This is a genomic window from Parasphingorhabdus sp. JC815 (genome assembly GCF_040717415.1).
In the GTDB taxonomy this organism is placed as follows: Bacteria; Pseudomonadota; Alphaproteobacteria; order Sphingomonadales; family Sphingomonadaceae; genus Parasphingorhabdus.
The window spans coordinates 58,781-84,243 of sequence record NZ_JBFEFM010000005.1; the positions used below are offsets into that span (position 1 = coordinate 58,781).

At 50.5% G+C, this 25,463-nt stretch carries 29 protein-coding genes; 11 read left to right on the forward strand and 18 right to left on the reverse strand.

Annotated features, from left to right (window positions below; all coding sequences use genetic code 11):
* Both AB1K62_RS11780 and AB1K62_RS11785 read left to right on the forward strand, forming a co-directional pair.
* Entirely contained in the window at window positions 1-204 is a 204-nt protein-coding gene (locus AB1K62_RS11780; protein WP_367003774.1) for a DUF5818 domain-containing protein, read from the forward strand.
* 2 nt (window positions 205-206) lie between these two features.
* Window positions 207-761 carry a GNAT family N-acetyltransferase gene (locus AB1K62_RS11785; RefSeq protein WP_367003776.1) on the forward strand — a complete coding sequence of 185 codons (555 nt, stop codon included), beginning with the start codon at window positions 207-209 and terminating at the stop codon, window positions 759-761.
* A gap of 157 nt (window positions 762-918) precedes the next feature.
* Here the strand turns inward: AB1K62_RS11785 and rpoN are convergent, their stop codons facing one another.
* The 5 genes from rpoN to AB1K62_RS11810 form a co-directional block, all read right to left on the reverse strand.
* Window positions 919-2,460, reverse strand: coding sequence for an RNA polymerase factor sigma-54 (gene rpoN, locus AB1K62_RS11790; RefSeq protein WP_367003777.1), 1,542 nt, complete (start codon window positions 2,458-2,460; stop codon window positions 919-921).
* Window positions 2,461-2,479: 19 nt separating this feature from the next.
* A complete protein-coding gene (gene lptB / locus AB1K62_RS11795) occupies window positions 2,480-3,286 on the reverse strand; it encodes an LPS export ABC transporter ATP-binding protein (protein WP_367003779.1) in 807 nt (268 codons plus the stop codon).
* A 207-nt stretch (window positions 3,287-3,493) separates the two neighbouring features.
* Window positions 3,494-4,042 carry an LptA/OstA family protein gene (locus AB1K62_RS11800; protein WP_367003780.1) on the reverse strand — a complete coding sequence of 183 codons (549 nt, stop codon included), beginning with the start codon at window positions 4,040-4,042 and terminating at the stop codon, window positions 3,494-3,496.
* A complete protein-coding gene (lptC, locus tag AB1K62_RS11805) occupies window positions 4,043-4,687 on the reverse strand; it encodes an LPS export ABC transporter periplasmic protein LptC (RefSeq protein WP_367003781.1) in 645 nt (214 codons plus the stop codon).
* 52 nt (window positions 4,688-4,739) lie between these two features.
* Window positions 4,740-5,357: a ribonuclease D gene (locus tag AB1K62_RS11810; RefSeq protein WP_367003782.1), complete on the reverse strand. Its 618-nt coding sequence runs from the start codon at window positions 5,355-5,357 to the stop codon at window positions 4,740-4,742.
* Window positions 5,358-5,502: 145 nt separating this feature from the next.
* Here AB1K62_RS11810 and AB1K62_RS11815 point away from each other — a divergent pair, with 145 nt between their 5' ends.
* Window positions 5,503-5,865, forward strand: a complete 363-nt coding sequence (locus AB1K62_RS11815; RefSeq protein ID WP_367003783.1) for a DUF4870 domain-containing protein — start codon at window positions 5,503-5,505, stop codon at window positions 5,863-5,865.
* A 188-nt stretch (window positions 5,866-6,053) separates the two neighbouring features.
* Window positions 6,054-6,725: a cold-shock protein gene (locus AB1K62_RS11820; protein ID WP_367003784.1), complete on the forward strand. Its 672-nt coding sequence runs from the start codon at window positions 6,054-6,056 to the stop codon at window positions 6,723-6,725.
* Window positions 6,726-6,932: 207 nt separating this feature from the next.
* Here the strand turns inward: AB1K62_RS11820 and AB1K62_RS11825 are convergent, their stop codons facing one another.
* From AB1K62_RS11825 to AB1K62_RS11835, 3 genes are all read right to left on the reverse strand, one after another.
* Window positions 6,933-7,397: a DNA starvation/stationary phase protection protein gene (locus tag AB1K62_RS11825; RefSeq protein WP_367003785.1), complete on the reverse strand. Its 465-nt coding sequence runs from the start codon at window positions 7,395-7,397 to the stop codon at window positions 6,933-6,935.
* Between the two features lie 135 nt (window positions 7,398-7,532).
* Window positions 7,533-8,099: a TMEM165/GDT1 family protein gene (locus tag AB1K62_RS11830; protein WP_367003787.1), complete on the reverse strand. Its 567-nt coding sequence runs from the start codon at window positions 8,097-8,099 to the stop codon at window positions 7,533-7,535.
* A 3-nt stretch (window positions 8,100-8,102) separates the two neighbouring features.
* Complete coding sequence (locus tag AB1K62_RS11835) at window positions 8,103-8,561, reverse strand: hypothetical protein (RefSeq protein WP_367003788.1); 459 nt, start codon at window positions 8,559-8,561, stop codon at window positions 8,103-8,105.
* Window positions 8,562-8,643: 82 nt separating this feature from the next.
* Between AB1K62_RS11835 and rpmG the strand changes: the two genes are divergently transcribed.
* Window positions 8,644-8,811, forward strand: coding sequence for a 50S ribosomal protein L33 (gene rpmG, locus AB1K62_RS11840; protein WP_367003789.1), 168 nt, complete (start codon window positions 8,644-8,646; stop codon window positions 8,809-8,811).
* A gap of 39 nt (window positions 8,812-8,850) precedes the next feature.
* Here rpmG and AB1K62_RS11845 read toward each other — a convergent pair whose 3' ends face one another.
* Entirely contained in the window at window positions 8,851-9,219 is a 369-nt protein-coding gene (locus AB1K62_RS11845; protein ID WP_367003790.1) for a response regulator, read from the reverse strand.
* A 54-nt stretch (window positions 9,220-9,273) separates the two neighbouring features.
* Here AB1K62_RS11845 and AB1K62_RS11850 point away from each other — a divergent pair, with 54 nt between their 5' ends.
* Genes AB1K62_RS11850 through AB1K62_RS11870 form a run of 5 tightly spaced genes read left to right on the forward strand, consistent with a single transcriptional unit; the run spans window position 9,274 to window position 12,640 of the window.
* Complete coding sequence (locus tag AB1K62_RS11850) at window positions 9,274-9,561, forward strand: DUF3572 domain-containing protein (RefSeq protein WP_367003791.1); 288 nt, start codon at window positions 9,274-9,276, stop codon at window positions 9,559-9,561.
* Window positions 9,558-10,232 carry an HAD family hydrolase gene (locus AB1K62_RS11855; protein WP_367003792.1) on the forward strand — a complete coding sequence of 225 codons (675 nt, stop codon included), beginning with the start codon at window positions 9,558-9,560 and terminating at the stop codon, window positions 10,230-10,232. Before AB1K62_RS11850 ends, AB1K62_RS11855 begins: the two co-directional genes overlap by 4 nt.
* A 13-nt stretch (window positions 10,233-10,245) precedes the next feature.
* On the forward strand, window positions 10,246-10,713 hold the full coding sequence (locus tag AB1K62_RS11860; RefSeq protein ID WP_367003794.1) for a RidA family protein: 468 nt from the start codon (window positions 10,246-10,248) through the stop codon (window positions 10,711-10,713).
* Window positions 10,685-11,464 (forward strand): glycerophosphodiester phosphodiesterase family protein, encoded by a 780-nt coding sequence (locus tag AB1K62_RS11865; RefSeq protein WP_367003795.1) that lies wholly within the window; start codon window positions 10,685-10,687, stop codon window positions 11,462-11,464. Before AB1K62_RS11860 ends, AB1K62_RS11865 begins: the two co-directional genes overlap by 29 nt.
* Before the next feature lie 6 nt (window positions 11,465-11,470).
* Window positions 11,471-12,640: a GNAT family N-acetyltransferase gene (locus AB1K62_RS11870; RefSeq protein ID WP_367003796.1), complete on the forward strand. Its 1,170-nt coding sequence runs from the start codon at window positions 11,471-11,473 to the stop codon at window positions 12,638-12,640.
* A 17-nt stretch (window positions 12,641-12,657) separates the two neighbouring features.
* Here AB1K62_RS11870 and AB1K62_RS11875 read toward each other — a convergent pair whose 3' ends face one another.
* From AB1K62_RS11875 to AB1K62_RS11895, 5 genes are all read right to left on the reverse strand, one after another.
* Window positions 12,658-12,954 carry an SEL1-like repeat protein gene (locus tag AB1K62_RS11875; RefSeq protein WP_367003797.1) on the reverse strand — a complete coding sequence of 99 codons (297 nt, stop codon included), beginning with the start codon at window positions 12,952-12,954 and terminating at the stop codon, window positions 12,658-12,660.
* 163 nt (window positions 12,955-13,117) lie between these two features.
* Window positions 13,118-13,966, reverse strand: a complete 849-nt coding sequence (gene panC, locus AB1K62_RS11880) for a pantoate--beta-alanine ligase (protein WP_367003799.1) — start codon at window positions 13,964-13,966, stop codon at window positions 13,118-13,120.
* Window positions 13,967-14,352: 386 nt separating this feature from the next.
* Window positions 14,353-14,580 (reverse strand): hypothetical protein, encoded by a 228-nt coding sequence (locus AB1K62_RS11885; protein WP_367003801.1) that lies wholly within the window; start codon window positions 14,578-14,580, stop codon window positions 14,353-14,355.
* A 124-nt stretch (window positions 14,581-14,704) separates the two neighbouring features.
* Window positions 14,705-16,204 (reverse strand): HWE histidine kinase domain-containing protein, encoded by a 1,500-nt coding sequence (locus AB1K62_RS11890; RefSeq protein ID WP_367003803.1) that lies wholly within the window; start codon window positions 16,202-16,204, stop codon window positions 14,705-14,707.
* 98 nt (window positions 16,205-16,302) lie between these two features.
* Window positions 16,303-16,593, reverse strand: a complete 291-nt coding sequence (locus tag AB1K62_RS11895; protein WP_367003804.1) for a hypothetical protein — start codon at window positions 16,591-16,593, stop codon at window positions 16,303-16,305.
* A 171-nt stretch (window positions 16,594-16,764) separates the two neighbouring features.
* On the opposite strand from AB1K62_RS11895, the gene AB1K62_RS11900 reads away from it, so the two are divergent.
* Window positions 16,765-17,595, forward strand: a complete 831-nt coding sequence (locus AB1K62_RS11900) for a response regulator (RefSeq protein ID WP_367003805.1) — start codon at window positions 16,765-16,767, stop codon at window positions 17,593-17,595.
* Between the two features lie 152 nt (window positions 17,596-17,747).
* Here AB1K62_RS11900 and AB1K62_RS11905 read toward each other — a convergent pair whose 3' ends face one another.
* The 4 genes from AB1K62_RS11905 to AB1K62_RS11920 form a co-directional block, all read right to left on the reverse strand.
* Window positions 17,748-18,344 carry a sigma-70 family RNA polymerase sigma factor gene (locus tag AB1K62_RS11905; protein ID WP_367003807.1) on the reverse strand — a complete coding sequence of 199 codons (597 nt, stop codon included), beginning with the start codon at window positions 18,342-18,344 and terminating at the stop codon, window positions 17,748-17,750.
* Complete coding sequence (locus AB1K62_RS11910) at window positions 18,337-18,585, reverse strand: NepR family anti-sigma factor (RefSeq protein ID WP_367003808.1); 249 nt, start codon at window positions 18,583-18,585, stop codon at window positions 18,337-18,339. The genes AB1K62_RS11905 and AB1K62_RS11910 overlap by 8 nt, the downstream gene beginning before the upstream one ends.
* Before the next feature lie 399 nt (window positions 18,586-18,984).
* Window positions 18,985-23,184, reverse strand: a complete 4,200-nt coding sequence (locus AB1K62_RS11915) for a translocation/assembly module TamB domain-containing protein (RefSeq protein WP_367003809.1) — start codon at window positions 23,182-23,184, stop codon at window positions 18,985-18,987.
* The gene (locus AB1K62_RS11920) at window positions 23,184-25,322 is read right to left on the reverse strand and encodes a BamA/TamA family outer membrane protein (RefSeq protein WP_367003811.1); all 2,139 of its coding nucleotides are present in this window, start codon (window positions 25,320-25,322) and stop codon (window positions 23,184-23,186) included. Before AB1K62_RS11920 ends, AB1K62_RS11915 begins: the two co-directional genes overlap by 1 nt.
* Between the last annotated feature and the right edge of the window lie 141 nt (window positions 25,323-25,463).

The window sequence follows — 25,463 nt, forward strand, 5'->3', positions numbered from 1 at the left end:
ATGAATCAGGCGAATATATTTTCCGGCCTGTTGGTCCGTGACGCGGGCGGCTTTGTGTTACAGGCCGATGGCGGCCAGCGCTATCGCCTGACCTTGCTACGCACACCGATTGACGAAGTGGAAAAACGGGTCATTGTCACCGGAACGTTGATCGGGGATGACCAGATAGAGGCCGAGGGTGTTCGGCTGGTCGATGATAGCTGACTATGGCGCAGGATATCGGGATTCGCGTCGCACAGGAGCAGGATATTGCCCGGCTTCATTCGTTGATCGAAAGCGCTTACCGCGGGGACAGCGCCCGGCGCGGCTGGACACATGAAGCTGATTTGCTTGGCGGGCAAAGAACCGATGTCGAGGCTTTGCAGGCTATAGTCGGTGATAAAGGAGAGAATGAAGGCAGTGACCAGATCCTGTTGCTCGCCCTGGATGGGCGGGACATTGCCGGTTGCGTGCATTTGCAGCAGGTTGATCGGCGCCTCGCCTATCTAGGCTTGCTGACCGTCGATCCCGACCGTCAGGCGGGCGGGCTAGGCAAAATATTGTTGCGCGTGGCAGAACGCCATGTTGGAGAAAACTGGCATGGCCGGGAGATAGAAATGACCGTCATCCGCCAGCGCCGCGACCTGATCGCTTATTATGAAAGGCGCGGATATGTCCCGACGGGAGAGCGGCGACCATTTCCGCTTAATGATCCGCGCTATGGCCTGCCCAAAACACAGGATCTGCAATTTGTGGTATTGAGAAAGGAGATTAACGGATAGGTTATAAGCAATTGCCAAGGAATCCCCATGCCGTTCACCCTGATCCTGTCGAAGGGGGTTTATGGGCTTGATGCCGCGCTTGCCTTGGATACGTGGTTCGACAAGCTCACCACTAACGGATTCTTACTCAGCCAAACGGTATAATCACGATAGGCGTTCAGGCCGCTTTGCCAGCCAGCGCTTTTTGCCTGCGACGCTGCACGGAGCTGCCCAGTCCCAAAGCCTCGCGATATTTTGCAACCGTTCGCCGCGCAATATCAAAGCCCCTGCCCCGCAGCAACGTAACCAGCTTGTCGTCGGAGAGGATTTTTTTCGGATCCTCATTATCAATCAGGGATTTTATATGGCTTTTCACTGCTTCTGCCGATGCCGCTTCCCCGCCGGTGGATGATTGGATACCGCTGGTGAAGAAATATTTAAGTTCAAACGTCCCGCGCGAACAGGAGAGATATTTGTTGGATGTCACCCGGCTAACGGTCGATTCATGCATCTCGATTTTGTCAGCTACATTTTTTAGCGTCAACGGGCGCAGATGCGCGACGCCGTCATGAAAAAAGCTTTCCTGCTGTTTCACGATTTCGGTCGCGACCTTGATGATCGTGCGTTGCCGCTGGTCGAGCGCCTTGACCAGCCAACTGGCGTCGGCAAGACAATCATTGAGCCATTCTTTCGAAGCCTTGTCCTGAGCGCCGTCTTTCAATTCGGCCAGATAAGTGCGGTTTACCAGCACCTTGGGCAGGGTCGCACTGTTAATCTCGACAACCCATTTGCCGCTGCGCTCCGCAACAAAAATATCCGGCACAACCACCTGAACATCACCGCCGCCTATCTTGCAGCCCGGCTTTGGGTCATAGGCCCTGATTTCGGCAATCATGTCCATCAGGTCTTCATCATCAACCCCGCAAATCCGCTTAAGCTGCGGTAGAGCGCCCTTTGCCAGCAGATCAAGATTATCAATCAACTGCGCCATTGCCGGATCATAACGGTCTGCTTCCTGTGCCTGTAGCGCCAGGCACTCCGCCAAGTCTCTCGCACCGACACCAACCGGATCAAATGTCTGAACCTGATTCAATATACGTTGGACATCATCAAGCTGCACACCCAAACGATTCGCGAATTCCAGCAGATCCGCCTGTAAATAGCCGCATTCATCAATCTGGTCGATAAGATGCCGGGCAATGAACAGATCGCTGCCCGACAATATCGCCCCCGCCTGCTCCATCAGATATTCAGCCAGCGTGGTTTCAGCAGCCAGCATATTGTCAAAGTCAGGCGCCTCTCCGCCAATCGCGCCGCTTGATGAAGAACCGCTAAGCCCCCCATTCAAACTAAGCCCCCCATCCAGCGCACTATCGAGCACACCGTCGCTCTCACTCAGGCTGTTATTTGAAAACTGGTCCGCATCTCCCGCCATATCAAGCGCGGATTCGCTCGCCGCCGGACCAGAGGATAATATTTCGTCACTACCCTGACTTCCCGGTTCGGGCAGAGTGTCGGTATCGCTTTCACCGCCTTCATTACTCTTTTCCTCAACGGTAAGATCACCGGTTTCAAGCAGCGGGTTCTTCTCAATCTCTTCGGCAATATAGGTTTCAAGTTCGAGATTGGACAAAGCCAGCAACTTTATCGCCTGCTGCAATTGCGGCGTCATCACCAGCGATTGGCTTTGCCTAAGATCGAGGCGGGGACCTAAGGCCATTATTCTGGTCGCCACCTAATCACAGCGAGAATCCCTCGCCCAAATAAAGTCTCCGGACATTTTCATCCTTAACCAATGCTTCTGGACTACCGGCAAACAACACCTGACCATCATAGATGATGCAAGCCCGGTCCACGATATCCAGTGTTTCACGAACATTATGGTCGGTAATCAATACACCGATCCCACGGTTTTTCAATTGTACAACAAGGTCACGAATATCCGAAATGGAGATTGGATCAATCCCGGCAAAAGGCTCATCAAGCAATATGATCGAAGGGTCGGCGGCTAAAGCGCGGGCAATTTCACAGCGGCGGCGCTCACCACCAGACAGCGCCATGGCCGGGGACATACGCAATTTGGTCAGACCAAATTCGTCAAGTAAGCGGTCGAGCGCTTCATCGCGCACCGCTTTGTCGTTTTCAACCATTTCCAAAACGGCCAGAATATTCTGTTCCACTGTCATGCCGCGGAAAATAGAGGTTTCCTGAGGCAAGTAGCCCAGCCCCAATATTGCGCGGCGATACATAGGTAACGGCGTTATATCTTCCCCGTCCAGCATGATCCGACCTGCATCGGGACGGACAAGCCCCATAACCGAATAGAAACAAGTAGTCTTACCAGCGCCATTAGGGCCAAGCAGTCCAACTACTTCACCGCGTGCCACAGACAGGGACACGTCCGACAATACTGTGCGTTTGTCATAGCTTTTTGCAATCGACACTACGGCGAGGCCATGCTCCATCGCATCGCTGGCCATCGCTGAACCGGGATCAGCGCCAGGGCCGCCCGTCGCTGGAGTTTCAATTAATGTCGCATCGTTCATCTTAGTCCTTCGATCCAGATATAGTCTGAACCCGATTAGAATTTCTAACAGGTAATAACATGGCCCAAGTTACCCGAAATTGGCAAGCTTTATGCCTGTTTAGTCAATAATGGTTCTTTTCGGTGCCGAGCAATGACTCTTAGGGCCTCAACCGACCTCCATATTGCAAGTATGTTACGACGAAAACCACAGCTAATCAGGACGTGCCTAATCGGGTCGTTGCGGAACCGTGAATGTTCCCGAAACCCGGCCACCGGAATTTTGTGTGCCCGGAACAGAGCCACCAGCAGAACGGCCATCAATAGTCGATCGGCCCGATGCCAGATCAACTATCGCACGTCCGCCGGACAAACGGTTGCTGCCCTGCGTCAGTGTGACATTGCCGATCAGGGTTATCAGCCGCCGGTTCAGGTCATAAATTGCTGTATTCCCTTTGGCCGTATCACCGCCTTTACGGATCGTCACGCCGCCAGAAGCATCAATCCGGTCAACCTGAATCCCGTCTCCGCTGCGATAAGCGACCGTCATTCGCGCCGAGTTTAAAACCAGACCAGCCTGTTCTACCCGAACAGCACCGGACAGCACAACGCGATCCGCGCGGTCCTGTAATTCAATGCGGCCCGCATCAAAATTCACCGGAGCATTACTATTATGACCGCCAAAAACCTGTGCCGGCGCAGCACCGGCAAATGTTAGCACCATCGCCGCTGCTACAAGCGCTCCGGTGGAGGCTGCAAGAAAAGAACGCCTGATCATTTATTGCCCCCTTAATCCGTTTTGCGTGATACGCAGTTTTGCATTTCCATCGAGTGTGACTGTCCGCTCGGTCATATCAGCTTTCAAGCTATCCGCGCGAAAGGTTCCGATATTTGTTCGCCCTTCCACAGGAGCATCACTATTCAATGTCCTCTGTTTCAGATCCACGGTTACCTGACGTGTTGTCAACCGATAACCTCCAGCGCTTTCAACCTGCACGGTTCCGGGCACTCTGACATCTTCCTTGTCCATGTCATATAGCCCCCGGCCCGCACGGATCTGGGCCGGGCCATCATTTAACAATATTCGCGCTGACAGATCTCTCAAATCTACCACTGCTTCACGGGAACTTTTCTGAACAGCAGAGCCTGCCTTGATCGAAAATGGCCTGCCCTGACTATCCTCTCCGCGATAAATAGCTTCGGTCACCCGCATACGTTCCCCGGCCACATCAACGCTATTCTTATCAAGAACAAAGCTCAGTTCACCGCTGGTAGTAAATGGAGCCAGCGCAAGTATCGCGGCCAAAGCACCAACACCTAGCGGTAGCAAGACCCGCAACAGCCGGATGTTGCGATCATGTTTGCTGCCGGGAGCAGCAAATTGCTGTCGTTTGCTTTGGATATGTTCGGTCGCGATCGTCATTTATATGTGAGGACACTGCAAAAAATATATGTTTGCTGATTTACAAGATGGCTCAGGCATGGGCAAAAATATCCGTTTCCGGCCAGCCTGCAATATCAAGCCGCGCCCGGTGCGGTAGAAAATCGAAACAGGCCTGTGCCATTGCTGTGCGCCCTTCCCGCTCCAGACGGATTTCCAGCTCGTCCTTCAAACGATGCAAATAGCGAACATCGGATGCGGCATAATCGCGCTGTGCCTCGCTGAGTTCGGGCCCGCCCCAGTCACTCGACTGTTGCTGTTTTGAAATATCTTGTCCCAACAACTCACGCACCAGCTCTTTCAATCCGTGACGGTCCGTATAGGTCCGGATCAGTCGTGACGCGATTTTTGTGCAGAATACCGGCTGTGCCACCACACCCATATAATATTCGATGGCGGCAAGATCAAAGCGTGCGAAATGATATAATTTCGTTCGCGCAGGGTCGGCTAATATCTGCTTGAGATTGGGCGCGGCATAATCGCTTCCCGGACTGAACCTTACAAGATGCTCGTCACCATTACCGTCGGATATCTGGAGTAGGCAGAGCCGGTCCCGCAAGGTTTGCAGACCCATGGTTTCCGTATCAACGGCAACCGGCCCTTCCGCTAATACGCCCGCAGGCAAATCTTCTTCATGAAAAAAAACCGCCATTACGCTTCGCTCCGTACTGCTGGACTCGAAAAGACTATAAATAAATTACGCATAAGATATGGTATGTGCCGCACCATAGAATAAACAGCAAGAGCAAGATTGCTATAAAAGCACAGAATATGAAGCGATAGCGAGGTAAACCACAATGACAGACCAATCACCACATCCGGCGCCGGGAGGCTTTGATCTGAACAAGGCGACGATCATATCCCTACTGTATATTGCCGGTTTCTTTGTTGGCATTACCGGCTTAGTCGGTGTCATCCTTGCTTTTGTCTGGAAAAGCGAAGTCGCCGGAACATGGGAAGAAAGTCATATGCAGTTCCATATCATGACTTTTGTGATTGGTTTGATCGGTAGCGTCATCGGAATAATCCTGTCGATTATCCTGATCGGAATACCGCTGCTAATCTTAGTGGCTATCTGGGTTTTGGTGCGGTCGGTTCTGGCACTGTTAAAAGCCCAGAAACACGAGCCTATTGCCGATCCAAAGACCTTGCTTTTTTAAATTATAGTGAAGACCATACCCAATATTAGAGCGAAATTTACATTGTGAGGAATTTTATTCGCATAAGCCATGGTTTTTCTATATAGTTACAGCGCGCGGTATAAAGATTCGCGTAAGAAAATACTCTGGCCATCGTCCGCTTGAGTATTGGATTTAATTTATCGGACGTAGTGAAAGACGATTCTAGAATGGGTTTTGACAGAAACCGGCGTGGCAGAGGCCGGGATAAGCGCGATAGCTTTGGTGATGAGAATTTTGACGGATATCAAGGTGATAGCTCCCCACCAATAGAAAGATACACCCGACCAGATACAGGCTATGGCGGCGGACAACGTGGCGGCCCAGGCGGCGGAATGCCGGATCAGGTAGTCGGAGAAGGTACCGGCAAGGTAAAATTTTTTAATGCCCAAAAGGGCTTTGGTTTCATTGTTCAGGATACCGGCGGCGAGGATGTGTTTGTTCATATCAGCCAAGTCGAGCGTGCGGGCCTTAAAGGACTTGCAGAGGGTCAGGGACTGCGTTTCTCGCTGGTTGACCGCGGCGGCAAAGTATCCGCTTCCGATATTCAAATTGAAGGCGAACTGATCGAAGTATCCGCACCTGCGGCGCGCGAAGACCGCGGCGGACCACCGCAACGCGAACTGACTGGTGAGAAAGCAACCGGCACGGTCAAATTCTTTAACAGCATGAAAGGTTTCGGCTTCATCCAGCGTGATGATGGTCAGCCAGATGCGTTTGTCCATATCTCCGCAGTTGAACGCGCGGGAATGCGCGGGTTGGAAGAAGGCGACAAACTCGAATTTGAATTGGAAGCAGATCGTCGCGGCAAAACCGCTGCGGTCAATCTGGTACCCAAATAATTCAGGGAAACACTTCCAACAATAATATATTTTCTACCGATGGTAGAATTACAAAATTTAGCGGGCGAAAGTCCGCTATTTTTTCACTCTGTACCCTTACAAAGCATCGCCGCGAAGCGAGTAGGCTTCATAACAAAGAGGACCAGCAAAAAAAGAGCCTACAAAAACAGGGCCAGCAAACGCTGGCCCCGATCTCAATTTATCTGATCAGCTATCCTGAGAAGCCTCCAGCAGGAACCAGGCGCGCTCTTCCGCTTGATCGGTCCAGTCATCGATAACACCGTCAGTTGCATTATCGCCGGCTTCTCCAGCCAGCTCCTTGGCTTTACGCAGTACCTCTACAAGCTTCAGATTGTCCGCTCGCAATTCGCTGAGCATATCGGCAGCACTTAATTTCTTGGCATCATTGTCTGCAATAGTCTGCTTTTTGGATATATCGCCAATAGAGGTCAACGTCCGCTGACCGTTTTTGCGTACACGCTCGGCAATCGCATCCGTCGTCTGCAAGATTTGGGCTGCCTGCTCATCAAACATCAAGTGATAGTCACGGAAATGCGGACCGGACACATGCCAGTGAAAGTTTTTTGATTTGAAATACAGCGCGAAGCTGTCTGCCAACACCGTATTCAAAACATCTGCGAGAGCTTTTGTTGCATTGTCACCAGTTGTCATCTCAATCTCCATCGTTGTTTCAGGACATTATTTAGGCTTTCCCGTATGATATGGCCAACATAAAGCCTAATTATGAGTGATCGCCTTTATCGATGTATATGGTGAAGTATGATCGATTTATGAGTTTAACCGATCTTAAAAAATACCCCATGCACTAAGTGCTATAATCCCACCAATCACCAGAAAGGCCCCTCCTCCTGTATAGCGAATAGCCACAATCGGTATTATCTTCGCCAGTTTTTCCTGAAGTAACACAGCGGGAACACAGGCCAGCATCACCCCGATCCATCCGCCCGCAGCGGCAAAGCCCCATGCGTCGGTGCGGGCTGCGGTTGCAGCCAGTATAAATTGGCCCTTGTCCCCGAATTGCAGGATGAACAGCCCTAGAAAGGATGTCCAAAATGGTCCTAATGTCCATTCTTCAAGCAAATCAACCGGCCGCCGCCATGCCACCATGCCAATTCCTGCCAGCAACAGGGATATGGCATAAAATAGCTGCAACGGGTCTTCGCTAATCCATTCATTCACCGCCGATCCGGCTATAGCAGCAATCATGCAGTTAAGGAGAGTTGCCACACCCAGCCCCCAGATAACCGGCGTAGCGCGGCCATAACGGATGACCAGGGCCGCACATAATATTTGCGGCCTATCACCGATTTCAGAAATCAGCAGAGCGAATAAAGATGTAAAAAAAGCATCCACTCGTTACGGCTGGCCGCCCAGTCGCAATGCCACATGAGCCAGTAATGCTTCTGTCATAGTGTGATCCACAGGGCCGCATTCCAATGCATCACGCATGGCGCCAAGATACGAATCGGCTACTACCAAAGCTGCGCCACTTTGCAGGGCCCGTTGCAAGGTTGATTCAAATGCACAGATTAGGTCATGCAGGGCCGTCAGGTGATGCTGCACGGCCTTTTCCCGAATTTGATCCAGATGCATCAAAAACTGCACGGGATGCTTTTCTAGCAAATTAGATGGTATCCCCTCAATCAACGCTAGCATTTCTGCCTGAACAAGTAGGTTTTTATCATGATCCATAGGATTGCCTCGTTTCCCGGTTGACCATGCAAAAATATGATTAAGGGATGGTAAATAGGGATCGGGCGGTGTCGGACAGACCAATAGCGGCTTTTCCTTGACAATCGTCGCCAGTTTCAGCATTAGCCCGCTCAATTACAGCGGATTGCACCGGAGTTTCCGGACAAATCGTTTTTTCCGAAAATAGCTTTTGAAGGAATGCGCCATGGCGAAACCAGCCAATGTAAAAATCAAACTTGTCAGCACGGCGGATACCGGCTTTTACTATGTAACGCGCAAAAACCCGCGTAATCTCACCGAAAAAATGGTGCAGCGCAAATATGATCCCGTCGTTCGCAAACATGTCGAGTTTAAAGAAGCAAAAATCAAATAAGCTGCTTTTTACTGGAATCCGACATCAAATCGCGTGTGATCACCGGGACAGCACGCCCTCTACCGATTCGATAAACTTTGCTACCGAGATGGGCTTGGAAACATAGGCCTCCGCTCCTGCACTGAGAATCCGGTCTTCATCGCCCTTGCCGGCATAAGCCGTAACTGCCATGATCGGGATGGATTTGAGATCAGTATCTTTTTTGATCTGCTCGATCAGGTCCAGCCCGCTGACATGGGGCAACTGAATATCCATCACCACCAGTTCAGGCACGAAACTCCGCGCCTTTGCAATTACTTCCCGGCCATCATTGACCGGCTCGACGACATAATCGTGCGCCCGCAACAAATCACAGAATAGCTTCAGGTTCAGTTCGTTATCTTCAACCACTAAAACTCTTTTTGCCACTGTGCGACTTGCCCCCTTCCAAACGTCCGGTTAACCCTCTAGGCGAAAGCCCTGATGGAAACAAATAACAATATCTCTGCCGACGCCGAAATTATAGCGCTGCAGGCTCTTGGCTGGGTCTTGCAGGACGAAGATCGCGCACAGCGCCTGCTCGCATTGACCGGACTGGACCCCAGAGAATTACGTTCCGGCCTTGAGGATCCAGTCATGCTGTCTTCATTATTGGGTTTCCTAGCCAACCATGAACCTGACCTTATCGCTTGTGCAGAGGCAATCGGGGTCACGCCAGAGAAACTGGCAGCGACTGCACAACATCTGAATAACACCGGAGACTTTACATGAGCCAGAAGCCGTTGCTGATTAGCGACTGTGACGAAGTTTTGTTGCACATGGTTGTGCCGTTCCGGGAATGGCTGGATACTGACAAGCATATCCATTTTGATCTGGAATCAGGTGATTTTGTTGATGCGTTGCGGCACAAGCATGATGGTACATTGGTCGGGCGTGATTCCGTCTGGCCAATGCTAAAAGAGTTTTTTGATAGTGAGATGCACCGGCAAAAGGCAATTGACGGCGCTGTTGATGCGATTAACAAATTAGCTGAGGTCGCGGATGTAGTGATCCTGACCAACCTGCTGGACGACCGCCGCGAAGCACGCGCCGAACAATTACGCGCAGTCGGCATTGATTTTCCGGTCTATTGCAACCAAGGTGGCAAGGGTGAGCCATTGGCGAAGATCGTCGCAGATTATAATCCCACTGTGACCGTGTTTGTGGACGACCTTGGCCACCAACATCGCAGCGTTGCGAAACATGCTCCCGATGTCTGGCGTCTTCATATGGTTGGCGAACCGATACTGGCAAAACATATCAAAACCAATCCCGCCGCCCATGACCGGATTGACCTTTGGAGCGAGGCGTTTGACTGGATCACCGATAAATTTAAAGCAGGAAAAGCCGCGCCCTTGCTGGATTTACCCGCGGAAGATCTTGACCAGTTTGCCAAGACGTGATTGATTCAAAGCCATGACAGACACAATCGAAAAAGCATTGAACAATAAAGGCATTGAGCTTCCCGAAGCCGCTGCCCCCGTGGCTTCTTATGTTCCGGCCGTCGAAATAAACGGGCTACTGCATATCAGCGGACAAGTATCAATGGCTGATGGTAAGCTTATTACCGGGCGGTTGGGCGATGACATGACACTGGAAGAGGGCCAGCAAGCTGCTAAAGCCTGCGCCCTGATGGTAGCGGCCCAGATCAAACAGGCGATAGGTTCGCTCGACCGGGTAGACCGGATCGTAAAGCTCGGCGTTTACGTCAACAGCACCGCCGAATATACCGACCACCCCAAAGTCGCTAATGGATGTTCAGACATGATGGAAGTCATTTTTGGCGCAGCAGGGCAACATGCCCGTAGCGCAGTTGGTGTCGCTTCGCTTCCGCTGGGCGTTGCGGTTGAGGTTGATGCCATTGTCGCTATCAAGCCAGCTTGATGCGTTATTCGCACCGGCACCGGCACCGGGACGCACCGCGTTCCTGAAAGGTCAGCCTTATGCCCACCGCGGACTGCACGGCACTTCACAAGGTCGAAATATCCTGGAAAACAGCCCCGCCGCTTTTAATGCAGCCATAAAATTGGGCCACGGGATTGAATGTGATGTGCAAGGAGCAAAAGACGGTACAGCTTTTGTTTTCCATGATTATGAACTGGACCGCTTAACTGCTCATACAGGAAAGCTAGCCAATCTAAGTGCAATCAACATTGACCGGATTGACCTGAATGACGGGCACGGCAAGATTCCTCGTTTGCCAGCAATATTAAAACAGGTTGCCGGACAAGTCCCGATCCTGATTGAAATCAAATCCAATAATATGCGCGTAGGACCGCTTTGTCTGTCGGTACGCAGCGCACTGGAAGGCTACACCGGCAAAGCAGCCGTCATGTCCTTCAATCCTTTGGTCGGAGCATGGATGCGTAAAAATGCTGCACACATCGTGCGTGGGCTGGTTGTGACCGAAGAGGGTAGCAAGACCCTGAAAGGACGGATAGCACGACACCGGAACCTGTGGATAGCCAAACCGGATTTTCTGGCTTATGATGTCCGTGATTTTCCATCCCGTTTCGCAGCCTCGAACCGCGCCAGAGGCTTGCCAGTGGTCACATGGACCGTCCGCACAGCTGAGCAGAAAAAAAATGCAGCTATATATGCCGATGAACCGGTTTATGAGATACCGCAGACCTGATAAAATATGTCAAATCCCCCACCATCACAACCTGTAGAGCGTAACTCCGAAATTGTTGCACGTGTAGCAGACGATATTGCCAGCTTACCAGCCGCCGAATGGGATAGCTGTGCGGGAGACGCCAACCCGTTTGTTTCCCACGCTTTTCTATCCGCCATGGAAGAGTCAGGCAGCGTTGGCCCTGGCACAGGCTGGAAATCGCTGCCGATCATTATCGAGGACGAGAACGGAGCCATTGCCGCCTGTTTACCCAGCTATCTGAAGTCCCATAGTCAGGGCGAATATATTTTTGATCAGCAATGGGCCCATGCGTTCGAAAGTGCGGGCGGGCAATATTATCCAAAGATCCAGATTGCCTCGCCTTTTTCGCCTGTGCCGGGCCCGCGCCTGTTACTACGTGATGAAACCATGGCCGTGCCGCTATTGCGCGCCGCCGAACAGCTTGCAAAAAATAACGGTATATCTTCGGTGCATGCAACATTTGTCACCGAGGAACAGTTGGACCATTTCCGGGCTGCCGGATGGATGATCCGCGCCGATAGCCAGTTCCACTGGCGCAATGATGGTTATGCAGATTTTGATGGTTTTTTAGCGGCCTTATCTTCGCGCAAGCGCAAAGCAATCAGACGTGAGCGTAAAAAAGCACAAGAAACTGTCCAAATCACCCACGTCTCCGGTGATGATATTACCGCCGAGCATTGGGATTATTTCTGGGAATTCTATCAGGACACCGGCGCGCGCAAATGGGGCACGCCCTATCTGACTCGCGCAGCATTTGATTTACTTCATCAAAAAATGGGTGAAAAACTTCTGCTGATATTAGCGCTTCAGGACAACATCCCTATTGCCGGGGCTCTCAATGTCATCGGGGCTGATACATTATATGGCCGCTATTGGGGTTGCACACGCGATATACCGTTTCTGCATTTCGAGATTTGCTATTATCAGGCGATTGATGCCGCAATCACACGCGGCTTGAAATTTGTCGAAGCAGGAGCGCAGGGCAGCCACAAATTAGCGCGTGGTTATCAACCCGTGCCGACATGGTCTGCTCATTATGTGGTTGATCCGGGCTTCCGGTCGGCCATTGCCGACTATCTGGACCGGGAGCGACAAGCGGTAGCCGCTGATATTGAATTTCTGGCCGAAATGGGCCCGTTCAAGAAATCCACGTAGCTTTTGGTTTGATCCGATTACGCGGCGCGGCGCGTGGTTTCCTGCAACCAACTACGGGCCTCGCGCTGTGCTTCGGCAATTTCTCTGGCGGTCATTTCCAGCGAAATCTCTGCGCGACAGGCTTTGCTTTCATCGTGGCCGGATAATGCCGCCAGATTAAACCATTTGTGCGCTTCAATCATATCCACATCAGCTCCGTCTGATCCGGTCGAATAAATTACGCCAAGATCAAAATATGCGTTGCTGTTACCTTTTGCCGCTTCTGCAAGACGGCTTTCTATTAAAAAGGCTGCGCTTTTCATGCTGTTGCCCATAATTTACAAGTCCCTGTTCCTAACGTGCCGCAATAGGCATCAGGGCAACTTCACAACAAATCTTTAAAAAAATGGTTAACAGGCTTGTAAGAATCTAGCCGAAGTGAAGCCGAGAATACTATAAAACAGCCAGTTGCGCTATCACATACGGTTAACGCAGCCCTCATGTGCCCTTGGTTACAGCGATATTGTCAATCAATCTTGTGCCACCAATATGTGCGGCCGCCAATAATCGCGCCGGCTCTACAAAAACGGTCATATTTTCAAGCGTATCGGCGTGTTTCAGTTCAAAATAATCAATTTTTTCGAAGCCGGCAGCTAGTAAATTAGCTTTGGCATTGGCTAAAATAACGCCGATATCACCGCCCTTGATAATCTCCTTGGATGCCTCCTGCATTATATCAGGCAGGGCAACCGCCTGTTCGCGCTGTTCCGGCGTCAAATAAGCATTGCGGGATGACAAGGCCAAGCCATCCTCTGCACGCACAGTAGGCACACCGATAATATCATGTGTGAAATCAAGGTCGCGTGCCATTCGCCGAATGACGGCCAGTTGCTGAAAGTCTTTTTCGCCAAAAAAAGCAGCATCCGGTCTAATCTGGTTGAATAATTTTGCCACTACGGTCGCTACACCATCAAAATGGCCGGGCCGTGATCCGCCGCATAGACCGGAACTGACGCCGCTGACACTGATATTGGTGGAGAAACCGTCAGGATAGACCTGATCCACAGAGGGCGCCCAGACCATGTCCACGGCTGCCGCCTCCAAAAGAGCAATATCCGCTGCCTCTTGCCGTGGATAGCTATCCAGATCCTCGTCTTCACCAAATTGGGCCGGATTGACGAAGATGGAAGCTACCACCCTGTCACAACGCGCAGTCGCGGCCTTCACAAGTTGCATATGTCCATCGTGCAGAGCGCCCATTGTGGGGACCAGCCCCAGTGTGGATCCGGAATCGCGGATCACACCCAACGCCTCACGTAATGGGCCTAACTCTCTTATAATCTGCATGTGCGTGTCCGTAAGCTAAGTTGTAAATTTTTCGCGCACATAGCGTATTTTAAAAATATCGACCATCACAAATAAATCTAAGTAGCTGTCGGGAACCAAAGTATTTTTCTGGAGTATTACTAACATAGTGGCTCTCCCACTTGTTTTTGTAAGCCTGTCTTACAAAAAGCCGGGAAATGGAACGCGTTAAATCGTCCCAAATCCCCCTTGGAAACGAAGCTCTTCCATTTTCCGGCACCTTTTATTTGCGTTTGTTTAATTTCTATATTGGCCTTCTAAGCGAATAGCTGGCCTTCAGCCGAACAAATAAATCCGGTTATATAAAAAAGGCCGGACAAATATGCCCAGCCTTTTCATATTCTATTTTCAGAAAATATAGTTTGTGACTATTTCTCGGAAGGCATCGTCACATCAACATCCGGAACTTCAATAGTTTTTTCTTCACTACCGACTTCAACGTCCGCGGTTTCTACATCTATTTCCGGCAATTCACCCGCGTCACCAGACACATCAACGTCCATAGAAGGCATTTCACCTTCTTCTTTTACGTCGGCTTCACATGCAGTTAACGCAAGTCCGGTGATAACCATAGCTGCGATTGAAATCTTTTTCATAATAACTCCCATTGTTTGGTAACGAACCTACGCATATAAAAAGCTAAGGTTCCCATATATCAGCAGTATTTATTTCGGACTGTCCACTATTATTCATAAATATTTCAAGCTGCCCGGTTTACCATTACTCACGAGAGGGTAACGGAAAACTGATCGAGCAGACTAATCCCTCTTTCTGCCAGTCCTTAACTATTTTGCCATTGAGATTTCGGGTTATGCTTTGCCTGATGAGCGAAGAACCAAAGCCCTTAGGTATTGGCGTTGTGTGTAACAAAGGGCCACCACGTTCTATCCAGGTCAATGATAAGACAGGCGATTTACCTTCATAATCTATGACCCAGCTGATTTTAACCGACCCACTGGCATTTTTTAATCCGCCATATTTGGCAGCATTAGTTGCCAGTTCGTTGAGCACCAGAGAAATCGCTACCATGGCATTTTCAGGCAAGCTGACGTCTGGTCCCGTCCATGTCAGTCGAGGATATATCGCGCAGAGATCGTTGACCAAAGAAGCAAAAGAGCCCGTTACAAAATCAGAATCAAGCAATATTTGCTGGGTGCGGTTGAGTGCGCCCAAACGTCCGGAAATCCGTTCAATATAATCATCAATTGATGTTGCAGAGTTTCTGGTCAGTGCCATGATAGATTGTAAAGTCGCGAACAGGTTACGCAGACGATGATGGAGTTCACGTGTATGAAGCTTCTGCTGCTCTTCTTGCCGGACGGAGTCCGTTATATCATAACTTATGCCCGTCACTGCATCATCGCCGTGGTTACGGAAAAAATTACCGCGTCCTGACAACCAGCGGACTTCTCCCGACGGCAATATTATCCGGAAGGTTTCCGAAAAACTCTGGTTTTTCTCTAAGCTCGTGTCGCTGAGCGCTTCGCGAATCTTCTGTCTGTCCTTAGGGTGGATTCTGGCGAATGTATCTTCACCAGTGGTCAGTGCCTCATCGGCATCCTCACCCCAGACTTCACAATAGGCACCGCCCCAACTGACTTCATCGCTCGACAAGTTCAACTTCCAACTGGCTGTTGAGCTAAGCGCAAGTGCCAACTCCAGATCGGTTCTTGCCTCAGCTGCATCAAGCTGAGCCTCTTGACGTTGCTGAATTTCTCGCCTCAGTTCAAGCTCGCTCATCACAATATCGGCCATGCTGCGTAATTGATCCAGCTCATCATCGGATAAGCGCGGGCGCTCCTCCATATCGCCAATCCATAATGAGCCCAGAACCATATTATTGGGCGCGACCAACGGACAGCCGGCATAAAATTTTATATGCGGTGCTCGGGTTACAAGCGGGCTGTCCGAAAATCGCTCATCATTTATGGCATCTTCGGCAACGACTGCACCTTGATTCTCGAGGATAAAAGAACAAAGGGCCGTTTCTCGCGGCACTTCTTTCGCATCAATTCCAACTGATGATTTATGCCACTGGCGCCTATCATCGATAAAAGAAATTGCTGCTACAGGAACCTCAAAAACACCGGCAGCCAGACGGGCAATCCTGTCGAAACCCTTTTCTGGCGGTGTATCCATTATCTGGTAATTAGCCAGAGTAGCCAGACGCTCTTTTTCCAATACCAACGATAAATTGCTTTGCTGCATCATTTCGCCCATTGTTTACCGCTGATTGCCTATTACCGGCGTAAAAGAAATGCTTGTTACGCACAATATATACCCGGAACAGGCTATATACGGGCCAGCAGAGGCTTTATTTATCGACGGGCGAATAATGCTCCCACGATCAGCGCTACACCTGCGGTTGCAGCAAGACTGACAAGCGGGTTGGCTGCAACGGTTTGATGCGCCCTGTCCCTACTCTGGACACTAAGCTCTTTGGTCCGCTTGGATGCAGATTTAGCTCTTTTCTTTGCCTTGGAGCTCAACTCATTAGCATTGTTCTGAGCATCGCTAGCAGCAGTTTTAGTCAATTTGACAATATCCTGTTTTAGCTGCTGGAGGTCTGATTTCACCGCATTTATTTCGTCGGTATAACCTGTTGTCATTAATTCTGCTCCTTGATTTTATTGGCTATGCTATCTCAACGCAAGGAAGTCATTTGAGTTCCCTTTCGACAAAATAGTTGCCAGAACAACGAAGTTGAATAGTATGCTAAAATCTATTTTGGAACAAACTGTTGGATCGCACGTTTGCGAACCAACAAGGGAGCTTTGTTAATGCCGTTAGCCACTACGATTAAACCACACCTTCCTTATTTGCGGAGATATGCCCGTGCATTGACGGGTTCGCAAACAAGTGGGGATGCTTATGTCAGGGCGACGTTGGAGGCGATCATTGCTGATCCGGATAGCTTGAACAGCGATGGTGCGAATAAGAATGTTACACCGCGCGTACAATTGCATAAGGTTTTTCACCGGATTTGGGAAACATCCAATGTAGATCCGGGAAATTTCGATTCGGATACATCTTTGGCCGGCAATGAAACAATCGCCAAAGAAGACAAGTTACGAAAAATTGCACCCATAGGGCGCCAAATATTACTGTTAACCGCACTTGAAGGCTTCTCGTTAGAAGAAGTGGCCCAGATTACCAATGTAGAACAAGATTCCGTGAATGGTCTGCTTGAAGACGCCATTACCGATATTGATCAGGAAATACGGACTAACGTCCTGATTATCGAGGATGAGACTTTGATCTCAATGGAGTTGGCACAAATTGTTACCGACCTTGGTCACACCGTTTCGGGAACAGCAATTACACATACCGAAGCATTGAAAGAGGTTGCACGGAATAAGCCCGGACTGGTTCTTGCTGATATACAGTTAGCGGATGGAAGTTCCGGCATTGATGCCGTTAAAGACATATTGGAACAATTTTCGGTGCCGGTCATATTTGTTACCGCTTTTCCCGAGCGCTTATTGACCGGAGAACGTCCAGAGCCGACTTTCTTGATTACAAAACCGTTTCAGCCAAATGCTATTCGCGCTGCTATCAGCCAGGCCATGTTTTTTACTGCCGAAGGCCATGAAATAGAAGCTCAATCTTAGCATGAAATAAGCGATAGCGGCGTAAGAATATGAGTTTAGGTCCGCACGGAAAGCGGGCCACATATCCTTATGCGGGGCTAGAACTAAGTATATATGATCCACGGCCTCTGATGCTCGGGCTCACGGTTATTATGTTTAAGATAGACAGCGGGTCAGGAAGACAGCTCTGTAACCGCATCGATTATATTGTCCCATGCCGTAGAGCTGTCCTTGCCATCATCTGTGACAGCTGACTCCTGTGCAAAACTACCGTCGGATAAAATGCCTTCCAGCGCCTTGCGCGCACGCGAAACGCGGCTTTTCATGGTACCAGTGGCACATCCTGCGATCTCTGCGGCTTCCTCATAGGAATAGCCGCCGGCTCCTACCAGAATAACAGCCTCCCGTTGATCTTCGGATATTTCCATCAATGCACGCTGCAAGTCCGCTAAATGCAGCGGATCCTGTTGTGGTGCAGGCGCAGACAAAACACGCTCGGCAACAATTTCATCATAATCGGCGGTGAATTTCTTGCGACGCATATTAGAAAAATATGTGTTCCGCAGGATAACGAACGTCCATGCCTTCATCGACGTACCGGCAACAAACCGGTCACGCGCACGCCATGCTTTTAACAACGTATCCTGGACAAGATCGTCAGCCACATCAAGATTACCTGACAAGCTGCGACCAAAAGCCCTGAGATGCGGTATAGCTTCTGATAATTGGTGCTTAAAGTCTGCCGCAGACAATCTCGGAGTTTCAGTCACACCGGTCCTGGCATGCTTGCGACGGACTTTGTCCCGTTCCTTCAGTTTCTTCGAGTTTATCCAAAAGTGCGAGCATATCTGCGGGTAATGGTTCCTCCAGAACACTACGGTACATTGACCGTAAACCAAAACCCAATCGCTCTTTAACCTCGACCAGATTTTTCACCGTCGTAGAATCAACATTATTTTCGGCACTGCTATCCTGTTGATCAGATTCTCGATTGTTTCTCAGGTTGGGCAAAACAGGCCTCTTTATTTTTACGTCTTTGTGATCAAAACTCCTGATCACGCTGTTAGTTCCATATTAATTATGGACCGAAAAGTCCAATAGGGAATCAATTTATACAATTGGGCACATTAATCTTTACATAACGGATAGCCGCAGAAAAAATTCTCGTAAACATGCATTGCTACCGAATTGAATGTATCATAGCGCAGCGATTTCAATCAATTAAGTAAATAATGGGGCCGGGACAACTCACGCATAAGGTCAGGCATCCCGGCCAAATATCAAGCCCAAAGTAGCGTGTGAATTCGGCCGCCCTTTGTGCTTCCATCCCTTTAACGGCTTCCTATGCATTAGGTTCCCGTTTATTGATGTATTTATTTCACATATATGATTGCAAGCAAAATATAGCTGTCAATAATCCTTGGACACCTGGATATTCGCGCTTTGTCGCCCCAATGTCGAAATACTCGACAAAATCGACAACCAGCGGGTTATCTGAAACTCAAGCGTCGTAGCGCTATAGCCTTTGCCATCGGTAATCAATTCAACATAAGCACGGCGGAATATATATTTACCAGCAGCAATCGACGTTCCCTGACCGCGGTCATTGTCGGAAGGCAGAATACGTAACCGATCAAGACCGACCGCTTTGCGAAGGGCATTGATCGGATCAATCCCGCCGCCGCTGTTGAGAGAGGCAACGGCTGCGGCCAGTTGAACCGCCTCTGGTGCGGACAGGTCGGATATGGAGGCACCGAATAATATGCGGGACAATAGTTCATCCTGTGGCAAAGCAGGCACACTGTTAAATGCAATATTCGGACTATTGCCGCTTCCGGTCACATTGATTGTGGCATTCAGGCCGGTCAGATTCGCTTCCGCTTCGATATCAAGCACGGGGTTGGGTGGTCGATTGCCAACAAAGCGGATACGCCCCCGTTCCAACTGAAAACGGCGACCAGCAAAGGTATAATTCCCTCTAATGAGTTCCGCGCTCCCCCTCATGGCAAAATTGTCCACGGGGCCGCTTACTTCAAGATTCGCGCGCCATTCACTGTCAAGGCCCAATCCTTCGACCTGCAAGCGGCTTGGCGCATTGGCGCTTAGTGCAAATCGCCATGGCCTGCTTCGCACAACAGGCGGACGTTCATCTGCCCGGCGATTAATCTCTCGAACCTTGAATTGCGGCAGGTTTACGGTTTCACTGGCATTGCCGAACTGGAAAAAACTGCGATTCAAAGTCACGTCACCGGAAATCAAACCACCATCGGCATTGCTGGCAATCCGTATGGGGCCGGTGACAGTAGCAGCAAAGTCATCCCGCGCTATCAATCGCGCATTTTTAGCCGAAAGGTTCAGCTTTATGCCGATTCCTTCTCCCGCCGCGACAGCAAAGTTAAAACTGCCACTGCCGCTGACCGATCCTCCACCTCTGGTCGAGCCGGTAATATCGGGCAAGACCAGCCGCGAGCCATTAAATTGTCCCTGTGCCTTGATTCCGGTTATAACAGTCCCGGTCAATGGGCTTTCAAGCCGAGCGTCATTTGTGCGTATCTGACCGCTGATCTGCGGATTGGCCAATGAACCGTGAACATCGGCATTTATCGCCATCGGCCCGGTCAGGTCAAATGTCTCAACCCCTGTCAATCGCCAGAGCGCATCCGCTGCGCCGTTAAATCGGGCTTGTGCAAACAACGGTCGGTGCAGCAATTCACTCCGCCAGTTATCACGGCCAAAACCGCTTATCCGTCCCTGAAACCGGCCAATTGTCCGCGATTGCGATTTGATAATCCCCCGCGCCGCTGCATTGCGCGAAGATAACGCTATATTCAGTCCCAGATCAACCGGAGTAGAGGTTAGAACAAGCCCCGAACGGGTCAAGCTTCTGATCGTTAACCGGGCTTCTCCCGATGGCATTTGTGAGCCGGTTTGTGATAGTTTCACCGTGCCATTTGCTTCCCCGCCAAGACCAAGATCGCCGCCCATAATATCCACCAAAGACAATGGCATTTTATCAAGTTTCAGATCGAGCGATGATTCATCGCCCCAAGTACCGGAAAATCTGGCCGTACCATTTCCATAGGTCAATCGTGTCCGTGACGCTGTCCAGCCACTATTGGTGCGGCGCAGTTCAAGCGGGTTTTGCAATTTTATCCTACGTCCTTCAAATAATCCGCTGCCTGTCACTACACGGCGATCCGGTGTAATGTCGGCATTGGCATTGAAGTTAAACGTGCTGCCCCGTGTGCCCGCTATGGCAAAGGAGGCTTTGCCCGTACCGTTCGACAATCTGGCTTCACCGGAAATGCGGCCGATAATCAGATCGCCCCGGCTGATCCCTTGCGCGCTGACACTCGCAGTAACATCGGACTGTTCATCAATCAGGACAAGATCGGCGTCAAGCGAGCCAACCCTGATGAGAATTGGCGGTTCTCCGACAAATCGCGCATTTTTGGCGGAAAGCTTGGCGCGAATCAATTGGCGGTCCGCACGCGGTTCGAACAGGACATTTCCACTGACACCGCCGCCACTAATCGCCAGATTACCCGCCAGGCCCAAATCGTCTTCTTCATCACCGGGACGAATAATACCCTTCGCCACTGTGTCGGACACCTGCAAGCGTTCCACACGCACCTCGGTCCCCGATTCCGATAACGTGACAATCGTTCCATCACCATCAAAGGGACCCAGCGTCGATCCGCCAGCCGCAGTAAAAGAGAAGCCGTCTTTTATCGGTTCAAGATTGAGCTGCACAGCAGAAAGCCCCGCAGCGGGCAGGGGACTTTCCAGTAAAACTGCAATATTGGGCCGGTCCAGCGCCCCTTTCAGATCAAGTTTGAAGCGGCCATATTGGTCATGCTCGCCGTTACCTGAAAATGCGAATAGCTCAGCGCTTTGCTGAACACCGGATCCGGCAAAACGTAATTCTGGTGCCCGGATATTCAAATCGGGAAATCGCAATTTCCCATCATTTCCCAATAGCAAACCTGTCTTGACCACAGGCAATCCGCCCGCCAATTGGCGGAGAAAAACATTATCGAACCGCCGCAAACTGGCTCTCGCATCGCCTGTTAATAACAATCCCCCGCTACCGGGTTTCAGGTCAATCGAAGCCAGAATATCTGTTATTCCGACATCTTCTATGGAAAATTTACCGGCCTGTGCGTTTATGCCAATCCGAAATTCACCGGTGGCCAAATATGCCACTATATCCGCCGTGCCCCGCGCCGTTTTTGTCGTGATGGCTGCGTTATCTGCGAATATCCGGTCCTTTTCCAGACGCAGAAATGCTTTACCGTTAAATCCGGACAAAAGCCGTTTAAGCAAATCACCATTGCCGCTCAGCGATCCCACGGTCAATTCCACCGGAATATCAAAGCCATCATCATCACGGCGCCCTTCACCGGATGCCTCGACCTTGCCAAGCAAGGTTTTTCCAAATGCTAGCTGCGGTGCAGTCAACAAATACCTGTAACGCAACTGTGAAAACTTGCCGTTGAGCAGCATTTTAAGATTTAGATCCTGCGCCCTCATATTGGAGGTCAGTGCTTGCGGGTTACGCAAGACAAAATCCACTCTCAGCGCATCCAGAGCATTACGGGCAAGATCAATACCACCGGTTGCGTTTAGAGTCGCAGCGCTGGAACCCACTTCCAGATCAATGGTGGCTAGCCGCTCTTCTATTGATGCCGTTCCATTAAGCGCCAGCCGGGGTGCTGCCAATTTCCGTGCCAGTCCCGAAGGCAACAAGGCCGATGCAATATTTCCATCATAACCGAAAAGCCCATTACGTGCTTCCAGTATAATTTCGGCTAGCGGTTCATCGGAACTTTTTACAAATAGTTGACCATCCCATTTTGTCCAATCCCCCTTGCCAGAAAGCGTAATGGCAAAATCCCGCTGTAGCTTAAGGTAGCTTGCAATTGCGCCGCCTATTGGCGCTGTGACTTCGGCGTTCAGGTCGAACCTTTCGCGCTCCGGCTCAGCATTGAGTATCAAGTTAATCTTGTCACCACTTCGCGTCGTTGCCGCATCCAGAGCAACCATCGCACGACCCGCCCGAATATCAATCGCACCGACTAAGTCAGCGCGTTGTTCTTCACCGGTAATAGCCTTACCCAGAATCAAATTATCCGCCCGGAACGCACCTAGATAAATATTAAAGCCCGGCAATAATGGCGTATCTTTTTGCGTCTCGATCAGTTGCGGCAATCGGTCCAGCCGCGCCTTGAAAAGAACAGCATCAGAAATATTCAGTTCGTTAAAAATCCACGCCAGCGGATTCCAGTCTACCGCCAGGCGGTCGGCCTGAAAAAACCGTCCCTTGGAATCGAAAAGCTCAAGATCGACCACTTCCATTTCTTTATAAATGGACCCCTCGATCGCACCGATCCCGATACGCAGACCACTTTCGGGCGCCGACGCTTCAACCCGTTTGATAATAAAGCTATGGCCGCTATCACTGTCGAGCCAATATGCTCCCGCCGCGATTGCGATTACCAGTATCAACAGCCCCGTCCCCAGCATAATCAGCAGGCCGCGTTTTATCGGCTGGCCTTTCTTAAGGGGGCTGTCTCTTTTCATATCCGGTGGTAAGCCTTCATCCTCCATCAAAATGCCTGACCCAGCGAGACATAGACTGCAATCCGCGAATCCCCCGGTTGCGGGTTAATCGGCGTCCCGACATCAACACGAATAGGACCGAAATCGCTATAATAGCGCACACCCAGACCCGTGCCAAAACGTAGCCCGTCAAAGTCGGGAATGGAATCACGGTAAACATTGCCTGCATCAATGAACGGCACGACGCCGAAATTACCGCCCAGCATATCCAGCCGCACTCTGGCTTCCAGCGATAATTCGACTAGCGATCGCCCACCGAGAGGATCGTTGTTGATATCGCGCGGACCAATCTGTTGATAGCCGAACCCGCGAACTGATCCGCCACCACCGGAATAAAGCCGTCTGGAAGGCGCTATCCGGTTTCGTCCTGCTCCGGTAATCGTAGCCACTCTGGCGCGTCCCGCTAATATTATTTTTTCTGAAGCCGGATAATAAACGCTACTGTCAAACTGGCTGCGGATATAATAGAAACTGCCCGCCTGTAATGATGCTTCTGGAGATATTCTGGCACCAAGACGGAAACCAGTGCTCGGGTTTAACAGATCGTCACTTCCATCATAGGTCAGGGTCGCAGGCAAAGCACCGATGAAAAATATATTGCGCTTGGTCGTCTGGTTATTGCCGCTAATATCCCGCTCTTGCGAGGCAAGCAATTCAATCCCCAGTGACCAGTTCCATTTTTTCTGCAAGATGAGATTACTTTGCCGCTCAATATTTGCGGAAACGGCAAATGTTCGCGCTTCATAGGCGGGATTGTTGATATTGCTGAGCCGAAGCTGACCATTCAGCACATTATCCCGTCTGCGGTAATTATTGCGGCGAAAGGTAACGCTACCGGATTGTTCCTGCGTTGCCATAACCCCGGTCAGCCTGATCAATCCTTCGGGCGGAAATAAATTACGGTGTTCCCAGCTAATCTCCGAGCGCAATCCTTCGCTGGTGCCATAGCCAAGCGCGCCCGATATAGTGCGAAGCGGGGCCGGTGTAATCTCGGCTAACAGATCCACGGCTTCGCGCCGGGTTTCCGATACGACAGGTTCCAGATTGACTGTCGATACCAATCCGGTAGCGATAAGCGCCTGACGCAGATCCTCCACATCTGAGCGGTTATAGAGATCTCCTTCATCAAATCGCGCAATTAACGCGGCATGCTCCGGTCCGAATAATTCGGTATTGGGCATAATGATGGAGCCAAAAACATATTTGCCTCCGGGCGCGACAACTATCTTGAGATCACCCTCGCGGCTCTCATGGTCGATGATCAGTTCCGGCTGATGCGTTTTGGCAAAAGCATATCCGTTTTCGGCCATTTCATTATCAAGTCTGGCGCGGCCTTGGGCAATCGCATCGCTATCGACAATATCGCCTGATTCCAATCCGAATATGCGGCGCAATTGCTGTGGATCATCACCTTGGGCTAGCTCAAGACCGGGCAGGCTGATGTCATCCAGCTTATATTGCGGCCCTGCGGTTACCGCGATAGTCACGGCAATATCTCCCGTCTTGCCCGCACCGAAACGGCTGCGAACGGTTGCATCATAATAGCCTTCGATATGCAGCAACTGTTCAACCAGTTTGATATCGGTTTCCGCGCGGCGCTTTATTTGGGCAAAATTGGCTTCATCGCCCTTATATTTTTCCAAAGCCGACAGCTGTTTGAAACGGTCATAGAATATCTCGTCCAGATTTTCGGGCAGGCCGACAAGGCGGACTCCGTAATCCTGCTCTGCAAGTGCATCTTCTGGCTGATAATCTTCTGCAGCGACAGCAATCCTTGCCGCATCCTGACGCTCGCTGTCTGTCGTCCCGGAAACTTCAGCCACTATTTCATCTTCAGAAAGGCGACGATCCATTTCCATATCGTGCGCGCTTACCTGCGCCTCCACATCATCGGATGGAGTTTCATCACGCAGCGCGTCATCAAGATCCGGCCACTCCACGCCAAAGTCGGGGAATTCGGTCAGCGGCTTATCGGGATCGAGAGGACTTGAGGCGTCAGCAGGGCTATGTGTGCGGTCATCAGTATTTTGTGCAAAAACTACCGACGATATGACCAATGAACAGCCCGCAAGAACATATCCGACCAGCATCCCGGAAAAGCGGTAACAATAAGCGGACAAGCCCATAGCCGTGTCTTTAGCCTTTCATATTCAACTAAGCTAATAAATTAGGCTGGGTTTCGCGTAATTTTACTCTTCAGCTGACAACATATGAATCATGCCATTAAAGCAGGAGCATGAACCGTTCATGACAGGGGGAAGGATCAT